Raw genomic sequence first — 24,397 nt, 5'->3', positions numbered from 1 at the left:
CCTCTTCCAAAATACGCTCAGTTATCGCTGAAGCGCATTTTTACAGAAGTTGTTAGCGCCAACAATGCCAAATTCGGCCTGTTCCGAGATATAAAGGTTCATCGACTGCCGCAACTCACTGAAACGTCCGCCTGCATTGAACGCGTTGCGGAAGGTTTCGCCAAACATCCAGCGGTTTTTCTCGGCGACGCCGCCTACAAGGAACACGCCACCGGCAGGCATCACGGTGACGGCCATATCACCCATCAACGCACCCAGATGGCTGATGAACAAATCTGCGGTGCGAACGGCGACCGGGTCCTTGCCGTCGCGTGCGTCCTGCAGGATATCTCGGGCAGTGCGAACTGGAGGCTGAGCTTGCCCAGCCGCCATGCCTGCGGCCCGATACAGGATTGGCAAGCCGGTTCCGCTGAGGAACATTTCGGCCTCAAGCACTAGGCTGTCGTCGAAAAAGCATTCGGGTGCCAGATGGCGGGCGGCGTCGAAGATATCGACCTCATCCCGCGTGCGCGGGGACAGGCCCACATGGCCGCCTTCGCCTGAAACGGTGTGGAAATGCCCCTCAGAATAGAGCAGTGCACCGACACCCAAACCGGTTCCAGGCCCGACGACCAAACGCGTACCCATCGGCGGAGTGGCAGAGCCTTGCAGGACGGATACGTCAGCCTCTGTCACTTCGGCCACGGACCAGGCTGCTGCGGTGAAGTCATTGATCACATAGGTGTTGGCGGCCCCTGTCGCCTTGGCCAGGGCCTCCTCGGACAGGTCCAAATTCGCGTTGGTCAGTTGGATGCGCCCGTCGCGCACCGGTCCGGCCCCAGCCGCGACCACGGCTTGTGGCGCGGTGCCAACTTCATCGCGTATATGATGCAACGCGTCCAGCAGATCGGGCAGGGTGCCCGTCGGGTGTTTGTGCAATGCGGTCAGCTTACCATCAGAGACAATGCCCAGACGCGTATTCGTACCACCTATATCGGCCACCAATGTCCAATGTGGGCGCAAAGACCCGGACGGCTGGCGATAGGCCTGCCGGTCGGCGGCACCCTCGGAAAGTGCGGCTTTTACGGCAGCGAAGGAGGCTTTGGGGCTGCGGTCCAGCGTCTCAAAATCCACGTCTACCAATCCAAACCGTTTTTCATAGCCAAAGGCCCATTCGTAGTTGTCCAGCAAAGACCAGATGAAATACCCCTTTACGGGCACATCCGCATCCAAAGCCTGTTGCACCGCCGTCAAGTGATCGTCCAGATAGGCGATGCGCTCATCATCCTGCTGGCGCTCGGCGCTCGCCATGCCGTTCTCTGTAACATAGATCGGAAGATCACCGGTATAGTCTTCTGCGGTCCTTTTCAGAAATCGGGTCAGGGCGGCGGGGTCGATTTCCCAACCCATCTGAGTTTTGGGCAGAGGGCCGGGCACTTCGGTCAGGCTTGGCCATGCACTGTCTGCCGAGGTGATCAGCTTGCGGGTGTAGTAGTTCAAGCCGCACCAATCAACAGGCGCCCCGATTGTGTCCAAATCATCTTGCCAACCCTCGGGCAAATGAGGCTCCAGTCCCTCCAGCACGTTGTCGGGATAGGCTTTTTTGAACACGCCGCCCAAGAAAAACCGGTTGTAGATCCCGTCATAGAGCGCGGCCGCCTGCTGCGCAGCCGCGCTATCATCCGCAGGCTCCGCCCATTCGAGGTTGAAGACAGCGCCCAGATTGGACATGCCTAGGCTGCGCATTGTTTGAATAGCGCTGCCATGGGCCAGAAGAACATGATGCATCGCACGTGCAGCCGCGCGAATATCACGCAAACCTGGCGCGTGGTGGCCTTCGAAATGGCTGAGCCAGCTGACGCACCACGGCTCGTTGATCGGCGCGACCGAATACATGCGATCTCCGATCCGGCCCATGATCACTTGGGTGAAATCGGCGAACCACCCGGCGATATCCCGATTGCGCCAGCCCCCCAGATCGGCAAGTGCCGAAGGTAGCTCCCAGTGGTAGAGCGTCGCACAGGGGCGGATGCCACGTTCAAGCAGCGCGTCCGCCAGACGGTCGTAATAGTCGAGCCCGGCTTGATTTACATGTCCGCGACCTTCGGGCAACACACGCGCCCAACTGGTCGAAAAGCGATAGCAGTCAAAGCCTGCATCCTGAACCAGATCAAAGTCTTGTTCGAACCGATTTAGGTGATCGCAGGCGAGTGCGCCATTTTCCGCGCCGACGACATTGCCGGGGGTGGCCGCGAAACTGTCCCAATGCGTCCGGCCCGCACCGCCTTGAGCGTGGCCTTCGATCTGGTAGGCGGATGTCGCGACGCCGAACAGAAAGTCGCCGGGGAAGTCGTTGCGTGTGTATTTCATCATCGAACCCCAGTAGGCGCAGGCCCGGTTGACCGCCCGACGACCAACTCGGCCTCAAGCAACCTCGTATGTACCGGTGAAGACGGAGACTTGATCCGCTGGATCAGCATCTCGGCCGCCATTTCGCCAGCGTCCCGAACCGAGGACCGCGTTGCAGTGAAGATCGGCACATCCTGTCCGTTTTTGAGATAGGAAAGATCATCGTCATGGGCGATGACCGAAATATCTCGCCCCATCTGCAGCCCGGCTTCTTCTAGCGCGCGGCGCACGCCTATGGCTGTGATCATCGACGATGCCAGTATCGCAGTCGGAGGTTCCTCGATGTGCAGCATCTGATGGGTTTCCCGGTGACCATAGACTTCGGTCATTTCGGCGCTGCGCATTAAGGCGGCATCCGGCGTCAGCCCGGCCTGCTGCAGGGCGTCCAGATATCCGGCGCGACGGCGTTGGGCAAAGTCCATATCCTCCAGCCCGTTGATCAGGGCGATGCGACGGTGGCCCAGATCAATTAGAAACTGCGTCGCGCGCTGGAACGAACTTTTGTTGTTCACATCAATCCAGTCATATTCGGCCTGCACGCCGGTTGAGCGGCCATGAACGATGAACGGCACCGCCATGCGCGTCAGAACCTCGATCCTTGGCTCGTTGACCTTTGGACCCTGCAGCACGACACCATCGACCGCCCCGCGTTGGAACAGGTTGCGATAGGCCGCCTCGATCGAGGTGTCATCGGCGTTGGTGAACATCATGTCATAGCCATGCTCGGCATATGTTTTCGACGCTCCGGCGACGAAATCGCCGAAGATCGGGTTCACCATTTCATGCCTTGATGAGCTGGGGATGACGTGACCGATGACCATGGACTTGCCCGTCGCCAACCCTTTGGCGCGGCTGTTAGGGCGGTAGCCATGTTTGGCTGCAGCAGCCTCAACCCTCAGACGTGTTTCAGCGTTGACCTCAGGATAGCCGTTTAGTGCCCGGCTGACCGTGGTTTGCGAAAGGCCCAGTGTTTCAGAGAGCTGCTTGAGGTTCATAGGTAGTCAAAGCGCCTTCAAATCGAAGGCTTTACTGGTGAGGTCCTGTTTTGTGCGCCGGCCAACCTGTTGTGATAACAGGCAAGCATGTTTTTCTGACTTATTCGAAAATACGACTCATTGACAGAGTAAAAATGTTAGCGGATAACAATAATCATTCAAAGCGCTTTGAAAAACGTGAAGCGAAGGCGCTGGAGAGTATTGGGAGGAGATTTCATGAAACGCACGCTGTACGCAGGTGTGGCCACGTTTGCCCTGACTGCCGGGGCTGTTGACGCACAGGGTCAAATGATCCACCCCGTTGGAGAGGGCGGCTTTGACTGGGACGGGTTCCAGGCTTTTGCAGACGCTCATGATCTGAGCGGTCAGGACCTCACCATTTTCGGCCCTTGGCTTGCAGGTGAAGGACAATCCTTCGAAAATCTGGTCGCCTATTTCGATGAGGCAACGGGCGCAAACTCCAGCTATGTCGGCTCGGACTCGCTGGAACAGCAGATTTTGATCGACGCAGCAGCCGGATCAGCGCCAAACCTGACGGTTTTCCCGCAGCCCGGATTGGCGGCGAACATGGCCAAGAACGGCTATCTGACGCCGCTTGCCGAAGGATCGGCAGACTGGATCAAGAACAATTTCGCCGCCGGTCAGTCTTGGGTCGATTTGGGAACGTTCGAGAACGCAGACGGAGCCAAGGATTTCTACGGCTTCTTCTTCAACGTGAACGTGAAGTCTCTGGTTTGGTACATCCCTGAGAACTTCGAGGACTTCGGCTATGAGGTTCCGGAGACGATGGAAGAGTTCAAAGCGCTTATGGATCAGATGGTCGAAGACGGTGAGACGCCGCTCTGTGTCGGTCTCGCATCCGGTGGCGCGACCGGTTGGCCGGCAACGGATTGGGTTGAGGACCTGATGCTGCGCACGCAACCGCCCGAGGTTTACGACCAGTGGGTTTCGAATGAGATGAAGTTCGACGACCCGCGCGTGATTGCCGCGATCGAGGAATATGGCAGCTTTACCCGCAATGACGACTATGTGGTTGGGAACGCAGATGACACGGCTGCAATCGATTTCCGCGACAGCCCCAAGGGCCTGTTTGACAGCCCGCCTGCTTGCATGATGCACCGCCAGGCCTCATTCATTCCGGCCTATTTCCCGGAAGGGACAGAGCTGGGCGTGGATGCCGATTTCTTCTATTTCCCGGCCTATGCTGAGAAGGATCTGGGAACACCGGTTCTGGGCGCTGGCACCTTGTTCACCATCACGAACCCAAGTCCGGCGACTGAAGTGTTTATGGAGTTCCTCAAAACTCCATTTGCGCATGAGATCATGATGTCTCAGGACGGGTTCCTGACGCCGCATCTGGGGGCAAACCCCGAGAACTATGCCAATGACACGCAACGCGGTCAGGGTGAGATTCTGACCAACGCCACCACGTTCCGCTTTGACGGCTCAGACCTGATGCCGGGTGCGGTCGGCGCGGGGACGTTCTGGACCGGCATGGTCGACTATTCCTCGGGCGCGAAGGACGCGGCCACTGTTGCAGGTGAAATCCAGTCGTCGTGGGATGCCGCGAAGTAACTGAAGTTATGGGGCGGCTATGCGGCTGCCCCGTTTCCAAACCGACGAGGGCATCATGACACCGGCACTTCAGGGCCTGCTGACCATCATCATCGGTGTGTCGGGTTGCGTGGGCTACTTCTATATCTCGAACCAGTTTCTGGACAAAGTCCTGTTCCCGCCGCGCGGGCCGAATGCAGGGCGCAACATCAACCGCGCGAACATGATCCGGCCCTGGCTGTTCTTGTTCCCTGCGCTCGCGGCGCTTGGCCTCTATCTGGCCTATCCGGTGGTTGAGACGCTGCGTCTTTCTCTCACGGAGCGCGTGCCTGGCGGCGGGTACAGATGGGTCGGTCTGGACAACTACACCCAGATGGCGGCCGAGCCTAAATTCTGGGAAGCCATGCGCAACAACATGTTCTGGCTGATCGTCGTACCCGCAATGTCGACCGGTTTTGGTCTACTCGTGGCGCAGCTGACCGATCGCATCCGCTGGGGCAATTTTGCCAAATCGCTTATCTTCATGCCGATGGCGATTTCCTTCGTAGGGGCCTCGGTGATCTGGAAGTTGGTCTATGACGCGCGGCCGGCGGAACAGGATCAGATCGGCATTCTAAACGCCCTCTACATCTTCTTCGGCGGGACTGAGCCGCAAACGTGGCTGACCGTTCCCTTCTGGAACTCGTTCTTCCTGATGATCGTTCTGGTCTGGATTCAGACCGGATTTGCCATGGTGATCCTGTCGGCTGCCTTGCGCGGCATCCCAGAAGAAACCGTCGAGGCCGCCATTCTGGACGGTGCCAACCCGTTCCAGATCTTCTTCAAGATCAAAGTACCTCAGATCAAAACAACCATTCTGGTGGTCTGGACGACGATTACGATTACCGTCCTGAAGGTCTTCGACATTGTCTTTGCCATGACCAACGGCCAATGGGAGACGCAGGTGCTGGCCAACTACATGTACGACAAACTGTTCCGCGCCAATGATTGGGGGGTGGGGTCCGCCTCGGCCATGGTTATCATGTTGCTGGTGACTCCAATCCTGATCTGGAACGTGCGCAATGCGCGCAAGGAAATGGAGTAGGCCATGAGCGATATTGCAGGAACCAAACCGGCACTGCGCTGGGTCGTCCATGCCTCGGTTGTCTTTCTGGTGGTGCTGTGGGTGATTCCGACCCTCGGCCTGCTGATTTCATCTTTCCGGACCGCGGATCAAATTTCGGGCAGTGGCTGGTGGCGGTCGATCTTTCCGTCCGAGCAGAACCTAACCTTGCGTAGTGCCGCACCTGAAACGCAGGTGCTGGAGAATGGCCTCTATGTGATAGAAGGCCAGCTTTTCGGGGATGACGAGCAGGTGAAGATCTCGAACTGGGGCATCAGTGCCCGTGAGGTTGATGCCTTTGTCCCCGGCGACACCGCCGAGCTGCGTCGAGGCGGCACGATCACCGTTGATGCGGACGGCGCTTACAGGATGGAGAACAGCGAGGAGTTCACCGGAAACCGAGGCGCGCGCGTGTTCGTCACGGCCGAATTGCCGCCGGAATTCACCTTGGACAACTACCGAAAAGTCCTGCTGGATCAGAGCAGTTCGGACAGTATGGCCAAGGCATTTTTCAACACGTTGACGGTGACAATTCCCGCGACAATCATCCCGATCCTTGTTGCTGCATTCGCGGCCTATGCGTTGGCGTGGATGGAGTTTCCGGGCCGTGCGCTGCTGATCGCGGCCGTCGTTGGATTGTTGGTTGTGCCCTTGCAATTGGCGTTGATCCCGCTGTTGAAATTCCACCTGAATATCGGGATTGGCAAAGGCTATCTGGGCGTCTGGCTGGCCCATACTGGCTTTGGTATGCCGCTGGCGATTTACCTGCTGCGCAACTACATGGCCGGATTGCCGCGCGATCTGATCGAGAACGCCCGTGTCGATGGCGCGACCGAGTTCCAGATTTTCACCAAACTGATCCTTCCGCTCAGCTTCCCAGCGCTGGCCTCTTTCGCGATCTTTCAGTTCTTATGGACATGGAACGACCTTCTGGTCGCCAAGGTCTTCCTGATCGATGCGACCGGCCAAACCACTGTGATGACCAACCGCATCGTCGAGCTTTTAGGCACGCGAGGCGGCAACTGGGAAATTCTAGCGACGGCGGCCTTCGTGTCGATCTTTGTGCCGCTGGTCGTGTTCTTTGCAATGCAAAAATACCTGGTCCGGGGCCTGTTGGCCGGATCCGTCAAATAGAGGCGTCTGATGAACGTGCAAAACACTGTAGACCTATCCAACTCAACCAAAGCGCCTTCAGATTGGTGGCGGGGCGGCGTGATCTACCAGATCTATCCGCGCAGCTTTCAGGACAGCAATGGCGACGGAATTGGTGATCTGAAGGGGATCACCCAACGGCTCGACTATATCGCCTCGCTCGGCGTCGATGCGATCTGGATTTCGCCTTTCTTCAAGTCGCCGATGAAGGATTTCGGCTATGACGTGAGCGATTATCGTGATGTCGATCCGATGTTCGGCTCGCTTGAGGATTTCCAAGAGCTACTGGGTCAGGCCCACGCAAAGGGTCTGAAAGTGATGATTGATCTGGTGTTGTCTCATACTTCGGATCAACACCCGTGGTTCAGCGAAAGCCGTGCCTCAAGGGACAATCCGAAGTCCGATTGGTACGTCTGGGCCGACCCCAAACCCGATGGGACGCCGCCGAACAACTGGTTGTCGATCTTCGGAGGATCTGCCTGGCAGTGGGACCCGCGCCGACTGCAATACTACCTGCACAACTTCCTGACATCGCAGCCGGACCTGAACTTCCACTGTAAACAGGTGCAGGACGCGCTGCTGGACGTGGCCCGGTTCTGGCTCGAGATGGGGGTCGATGGCTTTCGTCTGGACACGATCAACTTCTATTTCCACGACAAGCAATTGCGCGATAACCCCGTGCTGCCGGTTGAGGAGCGCAATGCCTCGATTGCGCCCGCAGTGAACCCGTATAACCACCAGAACCACCTCTATTCCAAAAGTCAGCCTGAAAACATCGCCTTCCTGGAGCGACTGAGGGCGCTGACAAACGAATACGAAGGACGCGCCTGTCTGGGTGAGGTCGGTGACGCGCAACGCGGGCTTGAGATCATGGGGGAATACACCTCGGGTGATGCGCGTATGCACATGTGCTATGCGTTCGAGTTCCTAGAAAAACGAGCCTTGACAGCAGCTTACGCGAAACAGGTGTTCGACCAGCTTCAGGCCAAGGCTGGAGACGCTTGGCCTTGCTGGGCGTTCTCGAACCATGATGTTCAACGCCATGCCTCTCGCTGGGACCTCAGCGATGCAGCAGCGCGCCAGCACGCGGTTCTGATGATGTGCCTGCGCGGTTCGGCTTGTCTGTATCAGGGTGAGGAACTGGGACTGCCCGAGGCCGATGTGCCTTTCGAGCGCTTGCAAGATCCTTATGGCGTTGAGTTCTGGCCGGAGTTTAAAGGCCGCGACGGATGCCGGACGCCAATGGTCTGGGCAACTCAGGACGAACAATCGGGCTTTAGCACCGGCGAGCCATGGTTACCTGTCAGTGCCGAGCAATCCGAACGCTCGGTTGATCGTATGGAGGCGGACGACCAATCCATGCTGCATCACTATCGCCGCGCGATTGCTCTTCGACAAGCGCATCCGGCGCTGGCTGCGGGGGCGCAATCAGAGATGGAGCAAGTCGGCCCGGCCCTAGTTTTCCGCCGCGAAAACGCCAGCGAAGAGGTGTTTTGCGCCTTCAATCTGGGGCGCGAAGCGGGGCAGGTCGATCTGCCCTCGGGCAGCTGGCAGGCAATTGGTGAGGACATTGGCAGTGTCACGGGTGAAGGTCGCGTCACGCTGCAACCTGCCGAATTCTGCCTGATGCGCAGGGACAAGGGGTAAGTCATGTCAGAACTCAAACTCACAGATGTGGCGAAATCCTATGGACCGGTTGATGTCCTGAAACACATTGATCTGGATATCGAACAAGGCGAGTTGATCGTCTTTGTCGGCCCGTCCGGATGCGGAAAATCCACTCTGCTCCGGATGATTGCTGGGCTGGAGAAGATCACCGGTGGCACGCTGGAGATCGAAGGTCAGGTCATGAATGACGTGCCGCCCGCGCAGCGCGGCATCGCGATGGTGTTCCAGTCCTATGCCCTCTATCCACATTTGACCGTGCGCGAGAATATGTCTTTTGCGCTTAAGATCGCCAAGCGGCCCGCCTCCGAGATCGACGCTGCTGTTGAGCGCGCGGCGCAAATTCTGCAACTGGACCCATATCTTGATCGTCTACCCAAGGCCCTTTCCGGTGGCCAACGCCAGCGCGTCGCAATCGGGCGGGCGATTGTGAGGGATCCTAAGGTTTATCTGTTTGATGAACCGCTCTCGAACCTCGATGCAGCACTTCGCGTCGCCACGCGGATTGAGATTGCACGCCTCAAAGAGGCGATGCCCGACAGCACCATGATCTATGTGACCCATGATCAGGTCGAGGCGATGACTTTGGCCAGCCGTATCGTGGTTCTGGCCAACAAAGGCATCGCCCAGGTCGGCACCCCGCTTGAGCTATATGAAACCCCGGACAATGAGTTCGTGGCCCAGTTCATCGGCTCGCCTTCAATGAACCTGCTGCCCGGAACAATCACCGGCACTGGGCAGATGACAACGATAGCCCTGGATGGCGGCGGCTCAGCGATTTCTGCGATTCCAACCGGGACGGAAGATGAAGGCAAGCAGGTAAATATCGGCGTCCGACCCGAAGACTTCACTTTGACGAATAGCGACCCGATCTTGAGCGGCGAGGTTGATTTCACTGAAGCGTTGGGTGAGGTGACTCTGCTCTATTTTGCCAAATCCAATGGCGCGGATCAGGTCATCGCCAAACTGCCCGGTATTCAACGGAACCTTCGCGGGCAGCAGGTTTCGGTGACAGCACGGCCGGAAAAAGTGCATCTTTTCCATAACGGTCTGTCCATGCGCAAGTGATTCAGCGCGCGCTGCTTCAAGCCGCTTGACAACTCGTTCAACCCTGTTCAACCATTATTGAAACGTTTCAATGGTGGTAAATGCGGGTTTCTGCACAGCTATACACAGTTCGGAATTGTGATGATCTAAGCGATCAACTGCAATTGGCAGCGGCATGTGGCTATGCAGATGTCGAAACGACGGGGTTGCACGACCTGACGGCGCCTCAGATGGCCCGGATCGTTGCGCAATCTGGTTTGCGGGTCCGTTCGGCGCATTTCGACTGGGAAGAATTCGAGGGGCGTTTACCCGAAATTCAGAACCTTTTGGAACGATTGGAATGCCCGGTTGCCGTCATGCCTTGGCTGGCACCAGAGGCGCGGCCCGACACTGCCGAGGGATGGAAGGCTGTGTCGGGCCAGTTAACACAATGGGCTGCGCAATTGTCCGGCTCGGGCGTTCGGCTGGCCTATCACAACCACGATTTCGATCTGGTCGGTTATCCCTCGCAGACGCCGTTGGAGATGTTCCTGGAAACAGGGAACGTCTTTTGGCAGCCCGATATCGGTTGGCTGGGGGCGGCGAACTTGGACCCTGCCGAGATAATTGGGCGCTATGCCGACCGTGTGGTCTCGGTCCATGCCAAGGACGTGGACCCCAGCCAAGAGGGCGACGCCCGGTGGCGGGATCTGGGGCAGGGCGATATTGACTGGAACGCAGTTCTTGACGCGCTGCATCGTACCGCGTGTTCGGATCTGTTCGTTGAGCATGACGAGTCGCCGAGTCCGGCGACGACGCTGACAATAGGCAGGCGCTTTCTGACCGACCTTTTGAAAGGTCGCAACTAAATGGCCCGCGCAACGATCAAGTCTATCGCCAAGCAGACAGGCTACTCCGTCGGGACCGTTTCCAATGCCTTGCGCGGAGAGGACTCGGTCAAACGCGAAACCCGTGAAGAGATACAGAAAGTGGCCGTGGAGCAGGGTTACAAAGTAAACCTTGCCGGGCTGAAATTGCGCACGAACAAGTCCTACCGGATCGCGGTACTGGTGGGCGTCTCCACCGACGCAACCGAGGAGTGGGAGGGTGTCGAGTTCACCCGAATTGTGGCTGGCATCTCAACCGCCTTGCAGGGGTCACGTTATGAGCTGAGCGTGTGCAGCGTGGCCGATTTGGACGAAGCGATGGCCGCCCTGCGCGCGATCGTACAGGAACGCTCGGCGGATGGGGTGATCTTTTCGGGCACTCGACATAACGACCCGCGTATCGCCTATCTACAAAACCAGAACTTCCCCTTTGTGACCTATGGCATGAGCGACAGTTCTGAACCTCATCCCTATGTCGATTTCGACAGCGAAAGCGCGGCGCACGACGCCACAGAGCGGTTGTTGCGTTTAGGTCATCGGCGGATTGCGCTTATCAACCCACCCGCCGATTTGGTTTACACCGGACAGCGTCAGACTGGTTATGCCGCCGCGCTACAGACGGCGGGCGTGCCCGTTCAACCCGATCTGATCTACAACGGCCCCACAACGGCGCAAAGCGGCCAAGAGGCTTTTCGCAGCCTGATGCAGCGCAAAGACCGCCCGACCGGTATCATTTGCGCCAATGAGGCGATGACATTGGGCGTTTTGTCCGCCGCCGCCGAAGATGGCATCAGGGTCGGGCGCGATGTTGTGGTCATTTCGACCGATGACCTCCAACTCAGCAAGTATTTCGTGCCCGCGCCCAGCGCCTACTACGTGCCGATTGACGAGACCAGCCGGTTGCTGGGCGCGTTCATGTTAAAATCATTGGACGGGGTCGATCCGTCTGAAATTCAAAAGAAGATCAGGGCCACGTTAATCGAGCGGCAACCTGACACACCTCCGCCGAACCCGGCGATTTGACCTGACCCAACAAAGGAGAAACCAAACATGTTCAAACATCTACTTGCCGCGGCAGCCGTTGCCACGATGACGGTCCCGGCCGCTTTTGCCGCCGATTTGGAAGGCCGCGTTCTGAAGATCGGAACAGATGCAACCTATCCGCCGATGGAGACCGTCGATGAGACAACGGGCGAGATCGTGGGCTTTGACGTCGACGTGATGAACGCCATTTGCGAACGCGTGAACTGCGTGCCGAATTTCGTCAACACCGCGTGGGACGGCATCTTCGCAGCCCTTCAGCAAGGTGAGTTCGATCTGGTCATCTCGGGCGTGTCGATCACGCCGGAACGGGAAGAAACCATGGATTTCTCAGAGCCTTATATCGTGGTCAGCCAGGCCATCCTGTTGCAAGTCGACAAGGGTGACACGACCTTGGATGACTTCAAAGCCGGAGGTCTGAAACTGGCCGCTCAAACCGGAACAACCAATGCGCAATTGGCGGAAGAGCTGGTAGGGCGCGAGAATGTCAGCCTCTATGACAACTTCTCGGCTGCTATTCTGGCGTTGCAGAACGCCGACGTCGAAGGCGTGATCATCGACGGAACTTCGGCCACCGCGTATGAGCAGGAGTTCGCGGGTGAACTGACCGTGGGCATAACGGGTCTGCAATCCGATCCGCTGGGCATCGTGTTTCAGGAAGGCGATCCGACCGTCGATGCGATCAACGAAGGTCTAGCCGCAATTCAGCAAGACGGCACTTTGGATGAGCTGAAAGCCAAATACTGGGGCACCAACTGATCCTTTGAACCCCTTCCAGCCCCGGCGGGTTCTGCCGCCGGGGCTTTGACTTAGCGGAGAACCCCATGTCGCGCCTCAGCTCGATCCGCCCGAGCAACCTCGTGTTGCTCGCAGCCGCGCCGTTTATCATCTATCTGTTTGCCACCTCATCCAAATACCTGCGATCTCTGGTCGCCATTCTGGGGATCGGCAACAATGCGGGGCCGATATTCGTGGGGTTCCTGTTGGTCCTTGCGACGGCGATCCTCGGTTATCTTTGCGCCCGCCACACCCGGTTCGAAGCGCAAGCGCCCGCATGGCTTCGGATTTCCGCTTTGGTGGCGTTTCCGGCGGCGGTTGGCCTGTCCATTCTGGCTTTTGTTGCCCCGGATGTCCTGATGCCCTTTGCCGAGTCCGTCTTCCTTCATGCGCTCAGCGAGAATACCTCGACCCTGATTGACCGCTCCAACCAAACCTGGGTTCTGTTTCCCGAAGTAGTGGCACAAGTTCAAAGCGGCCTGCAGATCCTTCTAGCGGTCTATGCCGTGATCGTCGCGCTATGCCTGATCTCTGTCCGTTTGGCGAAACCTTTGCGCGGACGCGTGCAGCTTGGGTTCGAAATTCTGACGGGCGCCGCGCTGTTCTACCTGATGTTTATGGCCCATTGGCAGTTCGCAACAGGCGTCGCCATCACGTTCCGCGCGGCGATCTTTGCCTATATCTTCGCAGCGATCCTTGGCCTGATCTGGGTCGGGCTTCAGTCATTCAAGCCAAAGGCCCGGACAACGATGGTCTATGGCGCGATCAGTCTGGCGTTGCTTGCAGTATCCACCTTTTTCTTCATGCAGCCCAAAGTCAGCTATGTCCTTGTCGGCAATACCGAGGGCCGTATTGCCATTGTGCGTGGTACCCCTCAGGCGCAGGCCGATGTGATCCGCTTCGGTGAATTCGAGGGTGGCGGCGATCAGCAAATCCGCATCCGAAGCGCTCCGGACGCGGCATCAGCGATTGAGCAGATTGAGACCGTAGAAAGCGTCTCGGGCGCGTTTGTTCCGGTTGAGGCCCATACGCAGGGCTATCCGGTGATCTGGCAAACCAGCTTTCTGCCGGACAAGTTCCGAAACCCGGGTCTGGCCTTTGCCGTTTTCGGTTTCCTTTTGCTTACACTGACGGTGGGTGGGGCTCAGCACAAACTGCACCCACTTGCGGTCGGGGCCGAGTTTTTCGTGGACACGATCCGCGGAATTCCGATGCTGGTGATCATCCTCTATATTGGCCTTCCTCTGGCAGGCGCGGTCAAGGATGCCACCGGCGGTGGTATCGACATGACCAACATGACCCGCGGGATCATCGCCATTTCGGTTGGGTATTCCGCCTATATGGCCGAGATTTTCCGATCCGGCATCGAAGCTATACCCAAAGGCCAGCTCGAGGCTGGCAGCTCGCTGGGCCTGTCGCGCTGGCAAACCGCGCGGCTGATCGTGCTGCCGCAAGCATTGCGGATCGTGACACCGCCCCTGGGCAATGAATTCATCGCGATGATCAAAGACACCTCTCTTTTGTCGATCCTGTCTGTGCGCGACATGACCCAACGCATGCGCGAGTTCCAGGCCTCTAGCTTCCTGCCCTTTGCACCCTTCAACACGGCGGCGATCCTCTATGTCGTGATCACTCTGGGTTGCGCCAGCTTCCTGAAATGGATCGAACGGCGAACCGCGAAGGACACCAGATGAGCAAACTTGAACTGGGGGTTTGCTACTACCCCGAACAATGGGACCCGTCCCAATGGCGGGACGATGCCGCGCGTATGGTCGAAATGGGCCTCGATTGGGTGCGGATTGCCGAGTTCACCTGGGGCCTGATCGAGCCCCGGCGCGGTCACTTTGAATGGGGTTGGCTGGATGAGGTGATCGGAATTTTGGGTGAGGCTGGCCTGCTGGTCATGATGTCTACGCCCACGGCTTCGCCACCCAAATGGCTGATCGACGAGTACCCGGAGATTTTGCCCGTGGGCCCTGACGGTCGCGTGCGCGGCTTTGGATCGCGCCGGCACTATTGCTTCTCCAGCGATGTCTACCTTGAAGAGTCCAAACGGATCGCCACCGAATATGCCCAGCGCTATGGGCAAAACTCGCATGTTCACGCGTGGCAGATCGACAATGAATACAATGACCACGACACCGTCCTCAGCTACTCGGACGCGGCTCGCAATGGGTTTCGCCGATGGCTGCAAGAGAGCTATGGCACGATCGAGGAGTTGAACCAGAGATGGGGTACGGTTTTCTGGAGCACGCAATACGCGAGCTTTGACCAGATTGAGCTGCCAAACGGATTGGTCGCGGCCGCGAACCCGACGCAATCTCTGGATTTTGCGCGTTATTCCTCCGGCCGGGTCCGACTGTTCAACAAAGCTCAGGTAGATATTCTTCGGGCGCATTCGCCGGGCCGCGATATCACGCATAACTTCATGGCGGGCAGTTTCGAGTATGATCACCACGCGGTGGCCGCCGACTTGGATATCGTAGGCTTCGACAGCTACCCGCTGGGCAATCTGCTGGGGTCATCCCTGTCTGATCAGGACAAGCATCGCTACTTGCGAACCGGGGCGCCGGACTATCAGGGGTTTCACTGCGATCTGTATCGCTCGCAAGGGCGCGGGCGCATGTGGGTGCTAGAGCAACAACCCGGTCCCGTCGACTGGGCAGAAAAGAACCCTTCGCCCGCAGATGGCATGGTTCGGCTATGGACCTGGGCGGCCTTTGCCCATGGCGCGCAGGCGGTGATGTTCTTTCGCTGGCGGCAGGCAAAGTTCGCTCAGGAGCAGTTCCACACTGCGCTTTTTCGGTCGGATGGTAGTCCGGATCAGGCAGCGGTTGAGCTGGCGCAGGTGGTGAAGGATCGCGCGGCATTACCCCCGGCCAAAAGGCAGAAGGCCCAAGTCGCAATGCTGATCGACTATACGTCGATCTGGGCGGCGGAATTCCTGCCGCATGACGATGCGTTTCCAAATGCGAACATCCTGCGAGACTGGTACGCGGGTTTGCGCGGTTTCGATGTCGATCTGGATTTTGTCGGGCCGGAGGATGACCTGAATGGCTATGCCTTGATCGTGCTGCCGCAGAGCATGATCGTCAGCGACGGGTTGGCCTCAAGACTTCAAGCGTCGTCAGCGAAACTGTTGATCGGGGCGCGGTCGGGTAGCAAGACGCCAGATATGCACAGCCCTGACACCCTCGCACCGGGAGTGTTGAGCGATTTGACAGGTGTTCGCGTTTTGAGGGTCGAGTCCTTGCCTGACCTTGCAGACGAAGCCGTGCAGTTGGGCGAGCAAAACCCGCTGCACTTCACAGGTTGGCGCGAAATTGTCGAGACAAGTGAACAAGCTATCGGCCATTTCGTCAGCCGATATCAAAATGGCAGTCCGGCGGTCATACGCTCAGACAGGGCGACCTACCTTGCGATGGTTCCGAGCGGCGCGTTGTTGCAAAACATCTTGCGCGACGTGTTGGATTGGGCTGGGCTGGAGGTCTCCGAAACGCATCACGATTTGCGGCTCACCCGACGCGGGGACCTGCGCTTTGCCTTTAACTTTGGCGATCAAGACCAACCACTGCCCGCGAACACAAAGCGCTCGCTTCTGGTCGGAGAAGACCCGGTCGCCCCCCACAACCTTGCGATCTGGAAGGAGTAGCGCGGCCGGCTCAACCCTCCGGTGACGCGTTTTCGAGGACAATAACATCGCAGCCCGCAATGGTGTGTCCGTTCCATTCCACCGGATCGGCATTGTAGTTGATCAGGAACGTATGCGCGGCTGATTCCCGAAGCCTCAGGCCCTCGGGCAACGGCTGCAAATTCAGCCCGGTGTGGTCCGCCGCCAGCCCGATGAGACGATCCCAGAGCGCCTCATTCGGGAAACCCGCCAGATACCAAACGCCATCCCCTGTTTTCACGGCTGGAGTCCCATCTTCAAATTGCAAGAGGTCCGCGCCGTCTCCGGACAGACGATCGATCCAGTGCTGCGCCGCTCCGCCCCCCACGACCGGGCGTTTGACATTGGGCGGCAGGGTTTCAACCAGATCGACATGGCAATCGATGCCATCAAGGCCGGGGCGGCCCGACAGAGGGATCTGGAAATCACGGGTGATCGCGCCGCTGCGTGGGCCAAGGATGGCAAGATCGCAGGCCTTTGCCAAACGCGTTTCCAACTCGGCGTCGATTGTGGCCAGACCTGGCGCAAGGATCACCGCGTAACCTTTCGGTAGGTCCTGAGGTGAAACGATGTCAACCGATAGCCCGGCGCGACGCAACGCGCGATAGGCCGAGAATACCAGCCGGAAATAGTCAAAACCTGCGCCCTGCGGCTGCGTGGTCCACGCCCAGTCCGAAGCATAGTCGAACAGGATCGCAACCTGCGCCTGTTTCTGGTGCACCGGTCCGATGGCCTTCAATTCATCCGCCGTCTGGCGTGCCTCGGCCAGACCGGGGGCCGCGCGGCTGTCCGGTGTCAGCAATCCGGCGTGCATCTGCTCTTGCGCAAATGGTGCTTGGCGCCAGCGGAAATAGCTGACCACCTCGGCCCCGTGGGCCACGGCCTCAAGCGACCAAAGCCGGACCATGCCGGGCAGGGGGGCGGGGTTGAACGGGGCCCAGTTCACGGGGCCCGGCTGTTGCTCCATCACCCACCAACGACCTCGGCCAACCGCGCGATAGAGGTCGTGGTGAAAGCCCTGCATATCCGGATCGCCCTGTTGCAGGAATCTGGCCTTGTGTTCGGCATCATCCTCTAACCGGTCCGACAGAAACCCGATGGGATAGCTATCCCAGGTGGCGATATCGAGGTCCGCACCAACATCGAAATGGTCGAACTCAAGCACACGTCCCATGTAGTTATGCGACAGCGGCGCATCGGTCAGCGGGCGCAACACTTCGGCTTGAGCCTTGTTGAACGCCGCCACCTGGTCTGAACTAAAGCGTCGGAAGGCCAGAACATGGGCCGGGTTCGGCTCGGTCACGGTCAGGTTTGGCAGGTCGATCTGGTCAAAGTGGTCGTATTCCATCGACCAGAATACATTGCCCCAAGCCTCGTTCAGGGCGCCGATACTGCCATATTGATCCGCCAACCAAAGACGAAACGCCTTTAGCGCCGGGGCGCTGTAGCTGATCGTGGTGTCGTGGCAACCGTATTCATTGTCGATTTGCCAGGCGGCGACGTGTGAATTGCGGCCATAGCGTTCGCCAAAGATCCGGGCGATGCGGACGCACTCGTCGACATAGCCCGCATGGCTGAAGCAATAGTGCCGACGTGACCCGAATTTGCGCGGTTGACCTTGGGCGTCGACGGCCAGCATATCGGGGTGTTTGTCCAGCATCCAGCGTGGAGGCGTCGCTGTGGGTGTCCCCATAACCACCTTCAAACCGGCCGATCCCAGGACCTCGACCGCGCGATCCAGCCAGTCGAATTGCAGATCGCCGGGGGAGGGTTCCAAACGGCTCCAGGCGAATTCGCCGATGCGCACCCAGCTCAGGCCCGTTTCGACCATGCGCGCGGCATCTTCGGCCCAAACAGCCTCGGGCCAGTGTTCGGGGTAGTAGCAAACGCCGAGTTCGGGGGTCATAGAAGGACTCTGTGTTCCGGTTGGCCCTGGCCTGCGTTCAGTTCGGCAAAGGTCATTCCGTTCGTGGGTTGGGTTTCAAGCGTTTCCGCGCTCAGCCCTTGGCGGGCGGTTGTGCAGAACAGTGTCGTCAGGTCGTCTCCGCCAAAGGCGGGGCAGGATGTATGGGCGGCGTCAATGGTGACCGCGCGCAGGAACTTGCCCGTCGGATCATAGGCCGCGACCCGGCTCGCCCCCCATTGAGCGATCCAGACGTTCCCGGCGGTATCAACCACCGCGCCATCCGGGTTCAAACCGTCTTCGTTCAGATCCAGAAAGACCGAAGGCTCTCCTTCGGGCCAGCCAGTTTCGGAGTTCAGATCCCACCGCATGACCTGTCGTGTCGCTGTGTCTGCGTAATAGGCGCAGGACCGGTCCGGAGCGAAACAGATCGCGTTTGAGATGGAGATACCCGGCACCAAACGGCGCAATTCGCCCTTGTAGAACCGGTAGATTGAACCGGCGCCAGGTTCCGCGCTTTTGCCCATCGTCCCGATCCAAAACCCGCCCCACGGATCGGCGCGACCGTCATTCGAGCGGGTGACGGGATTTTCAGCCTCTAGCGGGGCAATCAATGATTTCTCGCCCGTGGCCAGCGAAAATCGCCACAACCCGGTTTCTGAGGCCATCAGCAGAGTATCACGGTCCACCCAGCCTGCGGCCGAGACATATTCGTCGAAGTCCCAGCTTTTCTGCGCCTCGCCCTCACGGGTCAGTAGGCGTTTGCCGAGGATATCGAACCACAACAACTGCTTCCGCTCGGGATGCCAGAGGGGACCTTCGCCCAGCATACAAGGGCGGTCGTCGAAAGTGACGCTCATGCAACGGCCTCGTCATAGGCGGCTACGATCCGGATGGCGCGTTCCGAGATTTCTGCGATCTCCATGTCCGGCTTGAACAGGGCCGAGCCGATGCCGAACCCGTCCGCGCTGGCTGCGATCCATTCGTCGAAGTTGTCTGTACCCGCGCCGCCAACCGCGAAGACCTGCGTGCCCGCAGGCAAGACCGCCCGCAACGCTGACAGACCTGCGGGGCCTGCCAAGGAGCCGGGGAACAGCTTCAAACCGGTTGCACCCGCTTTGAGGGCCGAAAAGGCCTCGGTCGGGGTGAAGATGCCCGGCCAGGATTGCAGCCCCAGTTCACGGCTGCGCCGGATCACATCAGGATCGGCATTGGGCGAGACAATCAGCTTGCCGCCCACATCCCGCACGGCCTCAACCTGTTCAGGGGTCAGCACCGTGCCCGCGCCGATCAGGGCGCGATCGCCGAACGCCTCGACCAGAATCCCGATGCTCTCAAGAGGATCCGGAGAGTTCAGCGGCACCTCGATCCGGTTGATCCCGGTTTCGATCAGAAGTCGACCGACTTTCTCGGCGTACGAGGGGGTTAACCCTCGCAGAATGGCAATAATAGGGCGGCTCATACGGTTTCTCTTGTCATATTGCGGGCCTTGTTCAGCCCGGCCAGAGTGGATGTGGTGGCGTCGGCCATCTCGACAAAGGCGCCTTGCGGTTGCAGAGCTTTCGCGTATGCGGCCGATAGACCCTCGGCCCCGATGATCGCGATCTGCTGACCCAGCCAATAGGGGCGTGAGGCCGCAAGTTCCGCCCCAATCAACAACCCGGACAATCGCGCACGGGCCGTGCTGCCATCCTGTCCGTGCAGCAAATCTGCGGCACGCAGGCTGAACAGACGGGCGGCGAGCTGTTCGGGTTTGGACAGAGTATCCTCAACGGCCTCAGTAAACGCGGTCTCGTCCCAGCCTTCACTTACCGAGTGCCGAAGGACCGATTGACCACGTAGGAGGTCGAACAGCTCTCCGGTCATGAAGGTGCGGAAGCTGACGACCTCATTCGCGCTGACCTGCACCCATTTCGTGTGGGTGCCGGGCAAGCAGATCACGCCGTCCCAATTGGGATGTGTATCCAGAAATCCTGCGATCTGCGTTTCTTCGCCGCGCATCACGTCAGGCGGGGACACCTGTTTCAAACCGGGCACGACAAAGGCGCGGATCCGAGGATCGGTGGCAGGCACGCGGATCGGAACGCCCTTCACAGGCGCGGTTGGAACGGCGGCATAGGGTGCTTCGACCCATCCCTGACGAGCACCGACCATCCCGCAGGCGACGACATCGACAGGGGCACTGCCCAACCAGCCTTCGATCAGTGCCAACAGGGCGTCCTCAAATCGGCCCTTGGAGACGCGCGCCATGCCCATGTCCGACTGGGCTTGGTCAATAGGAGACGCACCCTCCATCGCCCAGACGCGCAAGTGCGAAGTGCCCCAGTCCGCTGCGATCCATTCTGGTTTCATCGTTCTACCCCGTTACCACGACGCCACCATCGGCAACCATGCATTGTCCGGTCATGGCGCGGCTGGCGTCTGAGGCCAGAAACAAGGTGGGTCCGATCATGTCGTCGGGCTTTAGATGTTCTTTAAGGCATTGGCGATCCAAATGTGCGGCGAGGTCTTCGGGCGTGGCCCACATGTCCATCTGCTTTTGCGTCAGAACCCAACCGGGAGCCAGCGCGTTGACGCGGATGCCTTTCGGACCAAGCTCGCGCGCCAGCGAGCGGGTCATCCCGGTAATCCCTGCGTTCGAGGTCGTGTAAATCGGATAGCCCGCGTTGCCCATCATGTAGCTGATCGAACTGAAATTGATGATCGAGCCGCCATTCTCCATCTGCCGCGCCGCTTCCTGACAGGCGAAGTAGTAGGCCTTCAGGTTAACCTCGATCATCCAGTCCCAGAATTCAGAGGTTGTCTCTTCCAGAGAGTGGCGCTGATCGTTGGCGGCGTTATTGACCAGCACTTTGATTGGTCCATGGGCCTCGGCGGCCTTTTGCATGGTGGCGTGCAACAGTTCCGTATCGGTCATATCGCCCTGCATGAACAGGGGCGCGCGGCCGTGTTTGGCACGCATTTCTTCCACGAAGGCGCTTGCGTCCGAGCGGCCGATAAAGGCCACGTTGGCCCCTTGCGCCATGAACCCGTCGGTCAGCGAAGCGCCAACGCCCGAGCCACCACCGGTGATATAGACTGAGGCCCCTTTGAGGTCTTGGAATACAGCAGGTTGGTCCATTAGTGGCTCTCTCTTGTAACGAGGCGTGTGTCTTTGCCGACAAGGAAATCAAGGTCAGCGCCCTGATCGGCTTGCAGCACGTGGTCGATGTAAAGTCGGGCGTAACCGCGCGTGTAATGCGGCGCCTCCGGCTGCCAAGCCGCGCGGCGAGTGTCGAGTTCTGCCTCATCGACCAGCAGCTCAAGCTCTCCCTTGCTGGCTGAGACGCGGATGCGGTCGCCGGTCTTGACCAATGCCAATGTGCCACCGGCCTGCGCCTCGGGGCTGACGTGCAGGATGACAGTACCGAAGGCGGTGCCGGACATGCGCGCGTCCGAAATGCGGATCATGTCGCGCACGCCTTCTTTCACCAGTTTCGCCGGGACCGGCATGTTGCCGACCTCGGGCATGCCGGGATAGCCCTTGGGTCCACACCCTTTGAGAACCAGAATGGTCTCGGCCGTCACAGGCAGGTCTTCGCGGTCGATATTGGCCTTCAGGTCTTCGATGCTTTCGAAAACAAAGGCTTCGGCTTCGGTTTCCAGCAACTCATCCGTCGCTGCCGAGGGTTTCACGATGGCTCCGTTCGGGGCAAGGTTACCGCGCAGAACGCGCAGACCGGCTGCGGGCTTCACCGGGTCACCGAAGGGCCTGATCACGTCGCGATTGTAGCACTCTGCCCCCTCGTAGTGAGCCGAGATATCTTTGTTCAGAACCGTTTTGGCAGGGCGCAAGAAAGACTTGAGTTCATTCAGCACCGCGGGCACGCCACCGGCATAGCAGAAATCCTCCATCAAGTATTTGCCAGAAGGCATGCAGTTGACCAGCAGGGGAATTTCAGATCCGATCTCAAAGTCTTTTAGCGTCAGATCGACACCAACTCGACCCGCCAGCGCTAGCAGGTGGACTACGGCGTTGGTCGAGCCACCCACAGCGGCATTGGCCAGAATGGCATTCTCAAATGCTTCCTTAGTCAGGATGTCCGAGGGTTTGAGGTCTTCGTCTACCATCTCGACAATCCGTTTGCCGGTCAGGTGTGCCAGCGCCATGCGCCGTGCGTCAACGGCGGGCAGGGCGGCGTTGGTGGGCAGGGACATGCCCATCGCTTCGACCAGCGAGGCCATGGTCGAGGCCGTACCCATCGTCATGCAAACCCCGGCGCTGCGCGACATTCCGGATTCAGCGTTCATGAAATCCTGCAGGGTCATCTCGCCCGCACGGACCTCTTCCGAGAACTTCCAGACATCGGTGCCCGATCCGATATCCTTGCCCTTGAACTTGCCGTTCAGCATCGGCCCGGAACTGACCACGATTGAGGGCAGATCGACCGAGGCCGCGCCCATCAGCTGCCCTGGCGTGGTCTTGTCACATCCGCCCAGCAGAACAACGCCGTCAATGCCGTAGGCGCGGATGGATTCCTCAACATCCATGGCCAGCAGATTGCGGAACAGCATGGCGGTGGGCTTCATCTGGGTCTCGCCCAGCGACATGACCGGGAATTCGACCGGGAAGCCCCCAGCCTCCCACACACCGCGTTTCACGCCTTCGGCCAGATCGCGCAGGCCCGAGTTGCAGGGCGTCAGTTCCGACCAGGTGTTGCAGATGCCAATGATGGGCCGCCCATCAAAGGCATGATCGGGGAAGCCTTGGTTTTTCATCCAGGAACGGTGGATGAACCCGTCTTTGTCGAGTTTTCCGTACCAATGCGATGAGCGGCGTTTCTTTGTCATTCTGGCTTTGGATCTTTGGCTTGGGCTGGAATTGAGGTTCGTGATGAATTGAAGATCATGCGGCGCGAAGTGGGCGGCACCAGTCGGGCAGCCAGTCCGAATGCGCGGTCAGAAGGTCCGTGACAAGGCTGCGGATTTGGCGCAGGTCCAGTTCGGCCGCGGTATGCGGATCCATCATGGCGGCATGGTAAATGTATTCGGCGTTTTGCTCGGTCAGCGCCCGGACGGTTAGCTCTTGCACGTTGATTTGGGTGCGCATCAGCGCCACCAGTTGCGGCGGGATGTCGGTAACGACCGAGGGCTGAACGCCGTTTGAATCGACCAAACAGGGGGTTTCCACCGCAGCGCCCAAGGGCAATTGCGGAATCTGACCCGTGTTGGGCAGGTTTCCATAGGCCGTATAGGGCGTGTCCGTGACGACGGCGTTCATCAGATCCGCCGCGAATTCGTGGCTGCGAATAACCGAGACATCGCGCCCGTCTGTCAGTGTCTTAGCCTGTTCTTTCCAATCCGCGACCTGCTCGACACAGCGGGTTGGGTATTCATCCAGCGGGATCGAGAATTGCTCAATCAGGTCTTGCCGCCCGTCCTTGATGAACCACGGCACATATTCTGCCAGATGTTCCGAACTCTCGGTGCAGAAGTAGCCCAAATGGTCCATCACCTCGTACCGCACCTTATTGGGGCAGCGTGGCATCAACAGAGGTGGTTTCGGCAGAGAACCATGGGCATAGCCCCGGCGCAAGGCGGGATACAGGTCGCGGCCCTGATGATCCAGCCGCAGGAAGAAAGCCACATGGTTCACGCCTGCGACCTTGTAGCGGATCTCATCCTTGGGCAGGTCCAGATCATGGGCAAGTTCTTCGACTGTATTCTGGACCGAATGGCACAGGCCGACATGTTTCAGGTCCGGGAATTGCTCGGCCAGAGCCCAGGTGTTGATCGCCATCGGATTCACATATTGCAACAGCGTCGCGTTGGGGCAGAGCTGCATCATATCCTGTGCCACGCCCCACAGAACTGGAACGGTGCGTAGCCCGCGCATGATCCCTCCGATCCCGAGCGTATCTGCGATGGTCTGGCGCAACCCGTATTGCTTGGGGATCTCGAAATCCGTCACCGTGCAGGGTTCATACCCGCCGACCTGAAAGGCAGTGATGACGAAATCAGCCCCCTCCAACGCCGCGCGGCGGTCGGTGTGGGTGGTCACCGTTGCTCCGGTGCCGACCGAACGGATCATGGCCCGCGCTACGGTTTCGCTTTCGGCCAGACGCTGCGGGTCGATATCCATAAGCGCGAAATGGCTGTCGGCAAGCGCAGGGGTCAGCAGCGCATCGCCCACGATATTGCGCATGAAGATCGTGGAACCCGCGCCGATAAAGGTGATTTTGGTCATTTTGCAAAACT

Annotated in this window: 19 protein-coding genes and 1 pseudogene; 10 read left to right on the top strand and 10 right to left on the bottom strand. The window is 59.0% G+C overall.

What is annotated here, in order from left to right; translation table 11 throughout:
* Window positions 1-21 precede the first annotated feature (21 nt).
* The 3 genes and pseudogenes from ACRZ95_RS15335 to ACRZ95_RS15325 all read right to left on the bottom strand — a co-directional run bounded on the left by ACRZ95_RS15335 (window position 22) and on the right by ACRZ95_RS15325 (window position 3,383).
* Window positions 22-981 (bottom strand): glucokinase, encoded by a 960-nt coding sequence (locus ACRZ95_RS15335; protein WP_480555216.1) that lies wholly within the window; start codon window positions 979-981, stop codon window positions 22-24.
* A 66-nt stretch (window positions 982-1,047) separates the two neighbouring features.
* Window positions 1,048-2,349, bottom strand: a pseudogene (locus ACRZ95_RS15330) (GH1 family beta-glucosidase); the annotation flags it as partial.
* Window positions 2,349-3,383, bottom strand: a complete 1,035-nt coding sequence (locus ACRZ95_RS15325; RefSeq protein ID WP_170679947.1) for a substrate-binding domain-containing protein — start codon at window positions 3,381-3,383, stop codon at window positions 2,349-2,351. The gene ACRZ95_RS15325 and the pseudogene ACRZ95_RS15330, both read right to left, overlap by 1 nt.
* Before the next feature lie 216 nt (window positions 3,384-3,599).
* Between ACRZ95_RS15325 and ACRZ95_RS15320 the strand changes: the two genes are divergently transcribed.
* The 10 genes from ACRZ95_RS15320 to ACRZ95_RS15275 all read left to right on the top strand — a co-directional run bounded on the left by ACRZ95_RS15320 (window position 3,600) and on the right by ACRZ95_RS15275 (window position 16,239).
* Window positions 3,600-4,958: an ABC transporter substrate-binding protein gene (locus tag ACRZ95_RS15320; RefSeq protein ID WP_170679949.1), complete on the top strand. Its 1,359-nt coding sequence runs from the start codon at window positions 3,600-3,602 to the stop codon at window positions 4,956-4,958.
* 55 nt (window positions 4,959-5,013) lie between these two features.
* Window positions 5,014-6,021 carry a carbohydrate ABC transporter permease gene (locus ACRZ95_RS15315; protein ID WP_170679951.1) on the top strand — a complete coding sequence of 336 codons (1,008 nt, stop codon included), beginning with the start codon at window positions 5,014-5,016 and terminating at the stop codon, window positions 6,019-6,021.
* Between the two features lie 3 nt (window positions 6,022-6,024).
* Window positions 6,025-7,173 (top strand): carbohydrate ABC transporter permease, encoded by a 1,149-nt coding sequence (locus ACRZ95_RS15310; protein WP_170679953.1) that lies wholly within the window; start codon window positions 6,025-6,027, stop codon window positions 7,171-7,173.
* A 9-nt stretch (window positions 7,174-7,182) separates the two neighbouring features.
* Window positions 7,183-8,838 carry an alpha-amylase family glycosyl hydrolase gene (locus ACRZ95_RS15305; protein WP_480555173.1) on the top strand — a complete coding sequence of 552 codons (1,656 nt, stop codon included), beginning with the start codon at window positions 7,183-7,185 and terminating at the stop codon, window positions 8,836-8,838.
* 3 nt (window positions 8,839-8,841) lie between these two features.
* Window positions 8,842-9,924, top strand: coding sequence for a sn-glycerol-3-phosphate ABC transporter ATP-binding protein UgpC (locus tag ACRZ95_RS15300; RefSeq protein WP_170679957.1), 1,083 nt, complete (start codon window positions 8,842-8,844; stop codon window positions 9,922-9,924).
* 80 nt (window positions 9,925-10,004) lie between these two features.
* Window positions 10,005-10,751 carry a sugar phosphate isomerase/epimerase family protein gene (locus ACRZ95_RS15295; protein WP_170679959.1) on the top strand — a complete coding sequence of 249 codons (747 nt, stop codon included), beginning with the start codon at window positions 10,005-10,007 and terminating at the stop codon, window positions 10,749-10,751.
* Complete coding sequence (locus tag ACRZ95_RS15290) at window positions 10,752-11,792, top strand: LacI family transcriptional regulator (RefSeq protein WP_170679961.1); 1,041 nt, start codon at window positions 10,752-10,754, stop codon at window positions 11,790-11,792.
* 27 nt (window positions 11,793-11,819) lie between these two features.
* Window positions 11,820-12,569 carry a basic amino acid ABC transporter substrate-binding protein gene (locus ACRZ95_RS15285; protein ID WP_419740815.1) on the top strand — a complete coding sequence of 250 codons (750 nt, stop codon included), beginning with the start codon at window positions 11,820-11,822 and terminating at the stop codon, window positions 12,567-12,569.
* Between the two features lie 65 nt (window positions 12,570-12,634).
* Window positions 12,635-14,281: an amino acid ABC transporter permease gene (locus tag ACRZ95_RS15280; protein ID WP_170679963.1), complete on the top strand. Its 1,647-nt coding sequence runs from the start codon at window positions 12,635-12,637 to the stop codon at window positions 14,279-14,281.
* The gene (locus ACRZ95_RS15275) at window positions 14,278-16,239 is read left to right on the top strand and encodes a beta-galactosidase (RefSeq protein ID WP_480555170.1); all 1,962 of its coding nucleotides are present in this window, start codon (window positions 14,278-14,280) and stop codon (window positions 16,237-16,239) included. The genes ACRZ95_RS15280 and ACRZ95_RS15275 overlap by 4 nt, the downstream gene beginning before the upstream one ends.
* Before the next feature lie 10 nt (window positions 16,240-16,249).
* On the opposite strand, the gene ACRZ95_RS15270 is transcribed toward ACRZ95_RS15275, so the two are convergent.
* The 7 genes from ACRZ95_RS15270 to melA are packed head-to-tail and all read right to left on the bottom strand — an operon-like array spanning window position 16,250 to window position 24,386.
* A complete protein-coding gene (locus tag ACRZ95_RS15270) occupies window positions 16,250-18,163 on the bottom strand; it encodes a beta-galactosidase (RefSeq protein WP_170679967.1) in 1,914 nt (637 codons plus the stop codon).
* Window positions 18,160-19,020: an SMP-30/gluconolactonase/LRE family protein gene (locus tag ACRZ95_RS15265; RefSeq protein WP_170679969.1), complete on the bottom strand. Its 861-nt coding sequence runs from the start codon at window positions 19,018-19,020 to the stop codon at window positions 18,160-18,162. The genes ACRZ95_RS15270 and ACRZ95_RS15265 overlap by 4 nt, the downstream gene beginning before the upstream one ends.
* Complete coding sequence (locus ACRZ95_RS15260; protein WP_170679971.1) at window positions 19,017-19,622, bottom strand: 2-dehydro-3-deoxy-6-phosphogalactonate aldolase; 606 nt, start codon at window positions 19,620-19,622, stop codon at window positions 19,017-19,019. Before ACRZ95_RS15260 ends, ACRZ95_RS15265 begins: the two co-directional genes overlap by 4 nt.
* Complete coding sequence (locus ACRZ95_RS15255; protein WP_170679972.1) at window positions 19,619-20,512, bottom strand: 2-dehydro-3-deoxygalactonokinase; 894 nt, start codon at window positions 20,510-20,512, stop codon at window positions 19,619-19,621. The genes ACRZ95_RS15260 and ACRZ95_RS15255 overlap by 4 nt, the downstream gene beginning before the upstream one ends.
* Window positions 20,513-20,516: 4 nt before the next feature.
* Window positions 20,517-21,281 (bottom strand): SDR family oxidoreductase, encoded by a 765-nt coding sequence (locus tag ACRZ95_RS15250; protein ID WP_170472607.1) that lies wholly within the window; start codon window positions 21,279-21,281, stop codon window positions 20,517-20,519.
* The gene (locus ACRZ95_RS15245; RefSeq protein WP_170679974.1) at window positions 21,281-22,990 is read right to left on the bottom strand and encodes an IlvD/Edd family dehydratase; all 1,710 of its coding nucleotides are present in this window, start codon (window positions 22,988-22,990) and stop codon (window positions 21,281-21,283) included. Before ACRZ95_RS15245 ends, ACRZ95_RS15250 begins: the two co-directional genes overlap by 1 nt.
* A gap of 55 nt (window positions 22,991-23,045) precedes the next feature.
* Complete coding sequence (melA, locus tag ACRZ95_RS15240; protein ID WP_170679975.1) at window positions 23,046-24,386, bottom strand: alpha-glucosidase/alpha-galactosidase; 1,341 nt, start codon at window positions 24,384-24,386, stop codon at window positions 23,046-23,048.
* Between the last annotated feature and the right edge of the window lie 11 nt (window positions 24,387-24,397).

The sequence above is a fragment of the Ruegeria sp. AI3 genome, assembly GCF_056541245.1.
This window is presented reverse-complemented; position numbering and strand designations above follow the sequence as displayed.

What these genes read in the sequence shown, in the direction of transcription:
- ACRZ95_RS15325 (WP_170679947.1), bottom strand. Translation starts at nt 3,383, where the DNA reads ATGAACCTCAAGCAGCTCTCTGAAACACTGGGCCTTTCGCAAACCACG.
- ACRZ95_RS15320 (WP_170679949.1), top strand. Translation starts at nt 3,600, where the DNA reads ATGAAACGCACGCTGTACGCAGGTGTGGCCACGTTTGCCCTGACTGCC.
- ACRZ95_RS15315 (WP_170679951.1), top strand. Translation starts at nt 5,014, where the DNA reads ATGACACCGGCACTTCAGGGCCTGCTGACCATCATCATCGGTGTGTCG.
- ACRZ95_RS15310 (WP_170679953.1), top strand. Translation starts at nt 6,025, where the DNA reads ATGAGCGATATTGCAGGAACCAAACCGGCACTGCGCTGGGTCGTCCAT.
- ACRZ95_RS15305 (WP_480555173.1), top strand. Translation starts at nt 7,183, where the DNA reads ATGAACGTGCAAAACACTGTAGACCTATCCAACTCAACCAAAGCGCCT.
- ACRZ95_RS15300 (WP_170679957.1), top strand. Translation starts at nt 8,842, where the DNA reads ATGTCAGAACTCAAACTCACAGATGTGGCGAAATCCTATGGACCGGTT.
- ACRZ95_RS15295 (WP_170679959.1), top strand. Translation starts at nt 10,005, where the DNA reads ATGCGGGTTTCTGCACAGCTATACACAGTTCGGAATTGTGATGATCTA.
- ACRZ95_RS15290 (WP_170679961.1), top strand. Translation starts at nt 10,752, where the DNA reads ATGGCCCGCGCAACGATCAAGTCTATCGCCAAGCAGACAGGCTACTCC.
- ACRZ95_RS15285 (WP_419740815.1), top strand. Translation starts at nt 11,820, where the DNA reads ATGTTCAAACATCTACTTGCCGCGGCAGCCGTTGCCACGATGACGGTC.
- ACRZ95_RS15280 (WP_170679963.1), top strand. Translation starts at nt 12,635, where the DNA reads ATGTCGCGCCTCAGCTCGATCCGCCCGAGCAACCTCGTGTTGCTCGCA.
- ACRZ95_RS15275 (WP_480555170.1), top strand. Translation starts at nt 14,278, where the DNA reads ATGAGCAAACTTGAACTGGGGGTTTGCTACTACCCCGAACAATGGGAC.
- ACRZ95_RS15270 (WP_170679967.1), bottom strand. Translation starts at nt 18,163, where the DNA reads ATGACCCCCGAACTCGGCGTTTGCTACTACCCCGAACACTGGCCCGAG.
- ACRZ95_RS15265 (WP_170679969.1), bottom strand. Translation starts at nt 19,020, where the DNA reads ATGAGCGTCACTTTCGACGACCGCCCTTGTATGCTGGGCGAAGGTCCC.
- ACRZ95_RS15260 (WP_170679971.1), bottom strand. Translation starts at nt 19,622, where the DNA reads ATGAGCCGCCCTATTATTGCCATTCTGCGAGGGTTAACCCCCTCGTAC.
- ACRZ95_RS15255 (WP_170679972.1), bottom strand. Translation starts at nt 20,512, where the DNA reads ATGAAACCAGAATGGATCGCAGCGGACTGGGGCACTTCGCACTTGCGC.
- ACRZ95_RS15250 (WP_170472607.1), bottom strand. Translation starts at nt 21,281, where the DNA reads ATGGACCAACCTGCTGTATTCCAAGACCTCAAAGGGGCCTCAGTCTAT.
- ACRZ95_RS15245 (WP_170679974.1), bottom strand. Translation starts at nt 22,990, where the DNA reads ATGACAAAGAAACGCCGCTCATCGCATTGGTACGGAAAACTCGACAAA.
- melA (WP_170679975.1), bottom strand. Translation starts at nt 24,386, where the DNA reads ATGACCAAAATCACCTTTATCGGCGCGGGTTCCACGATCTTCATGCGC.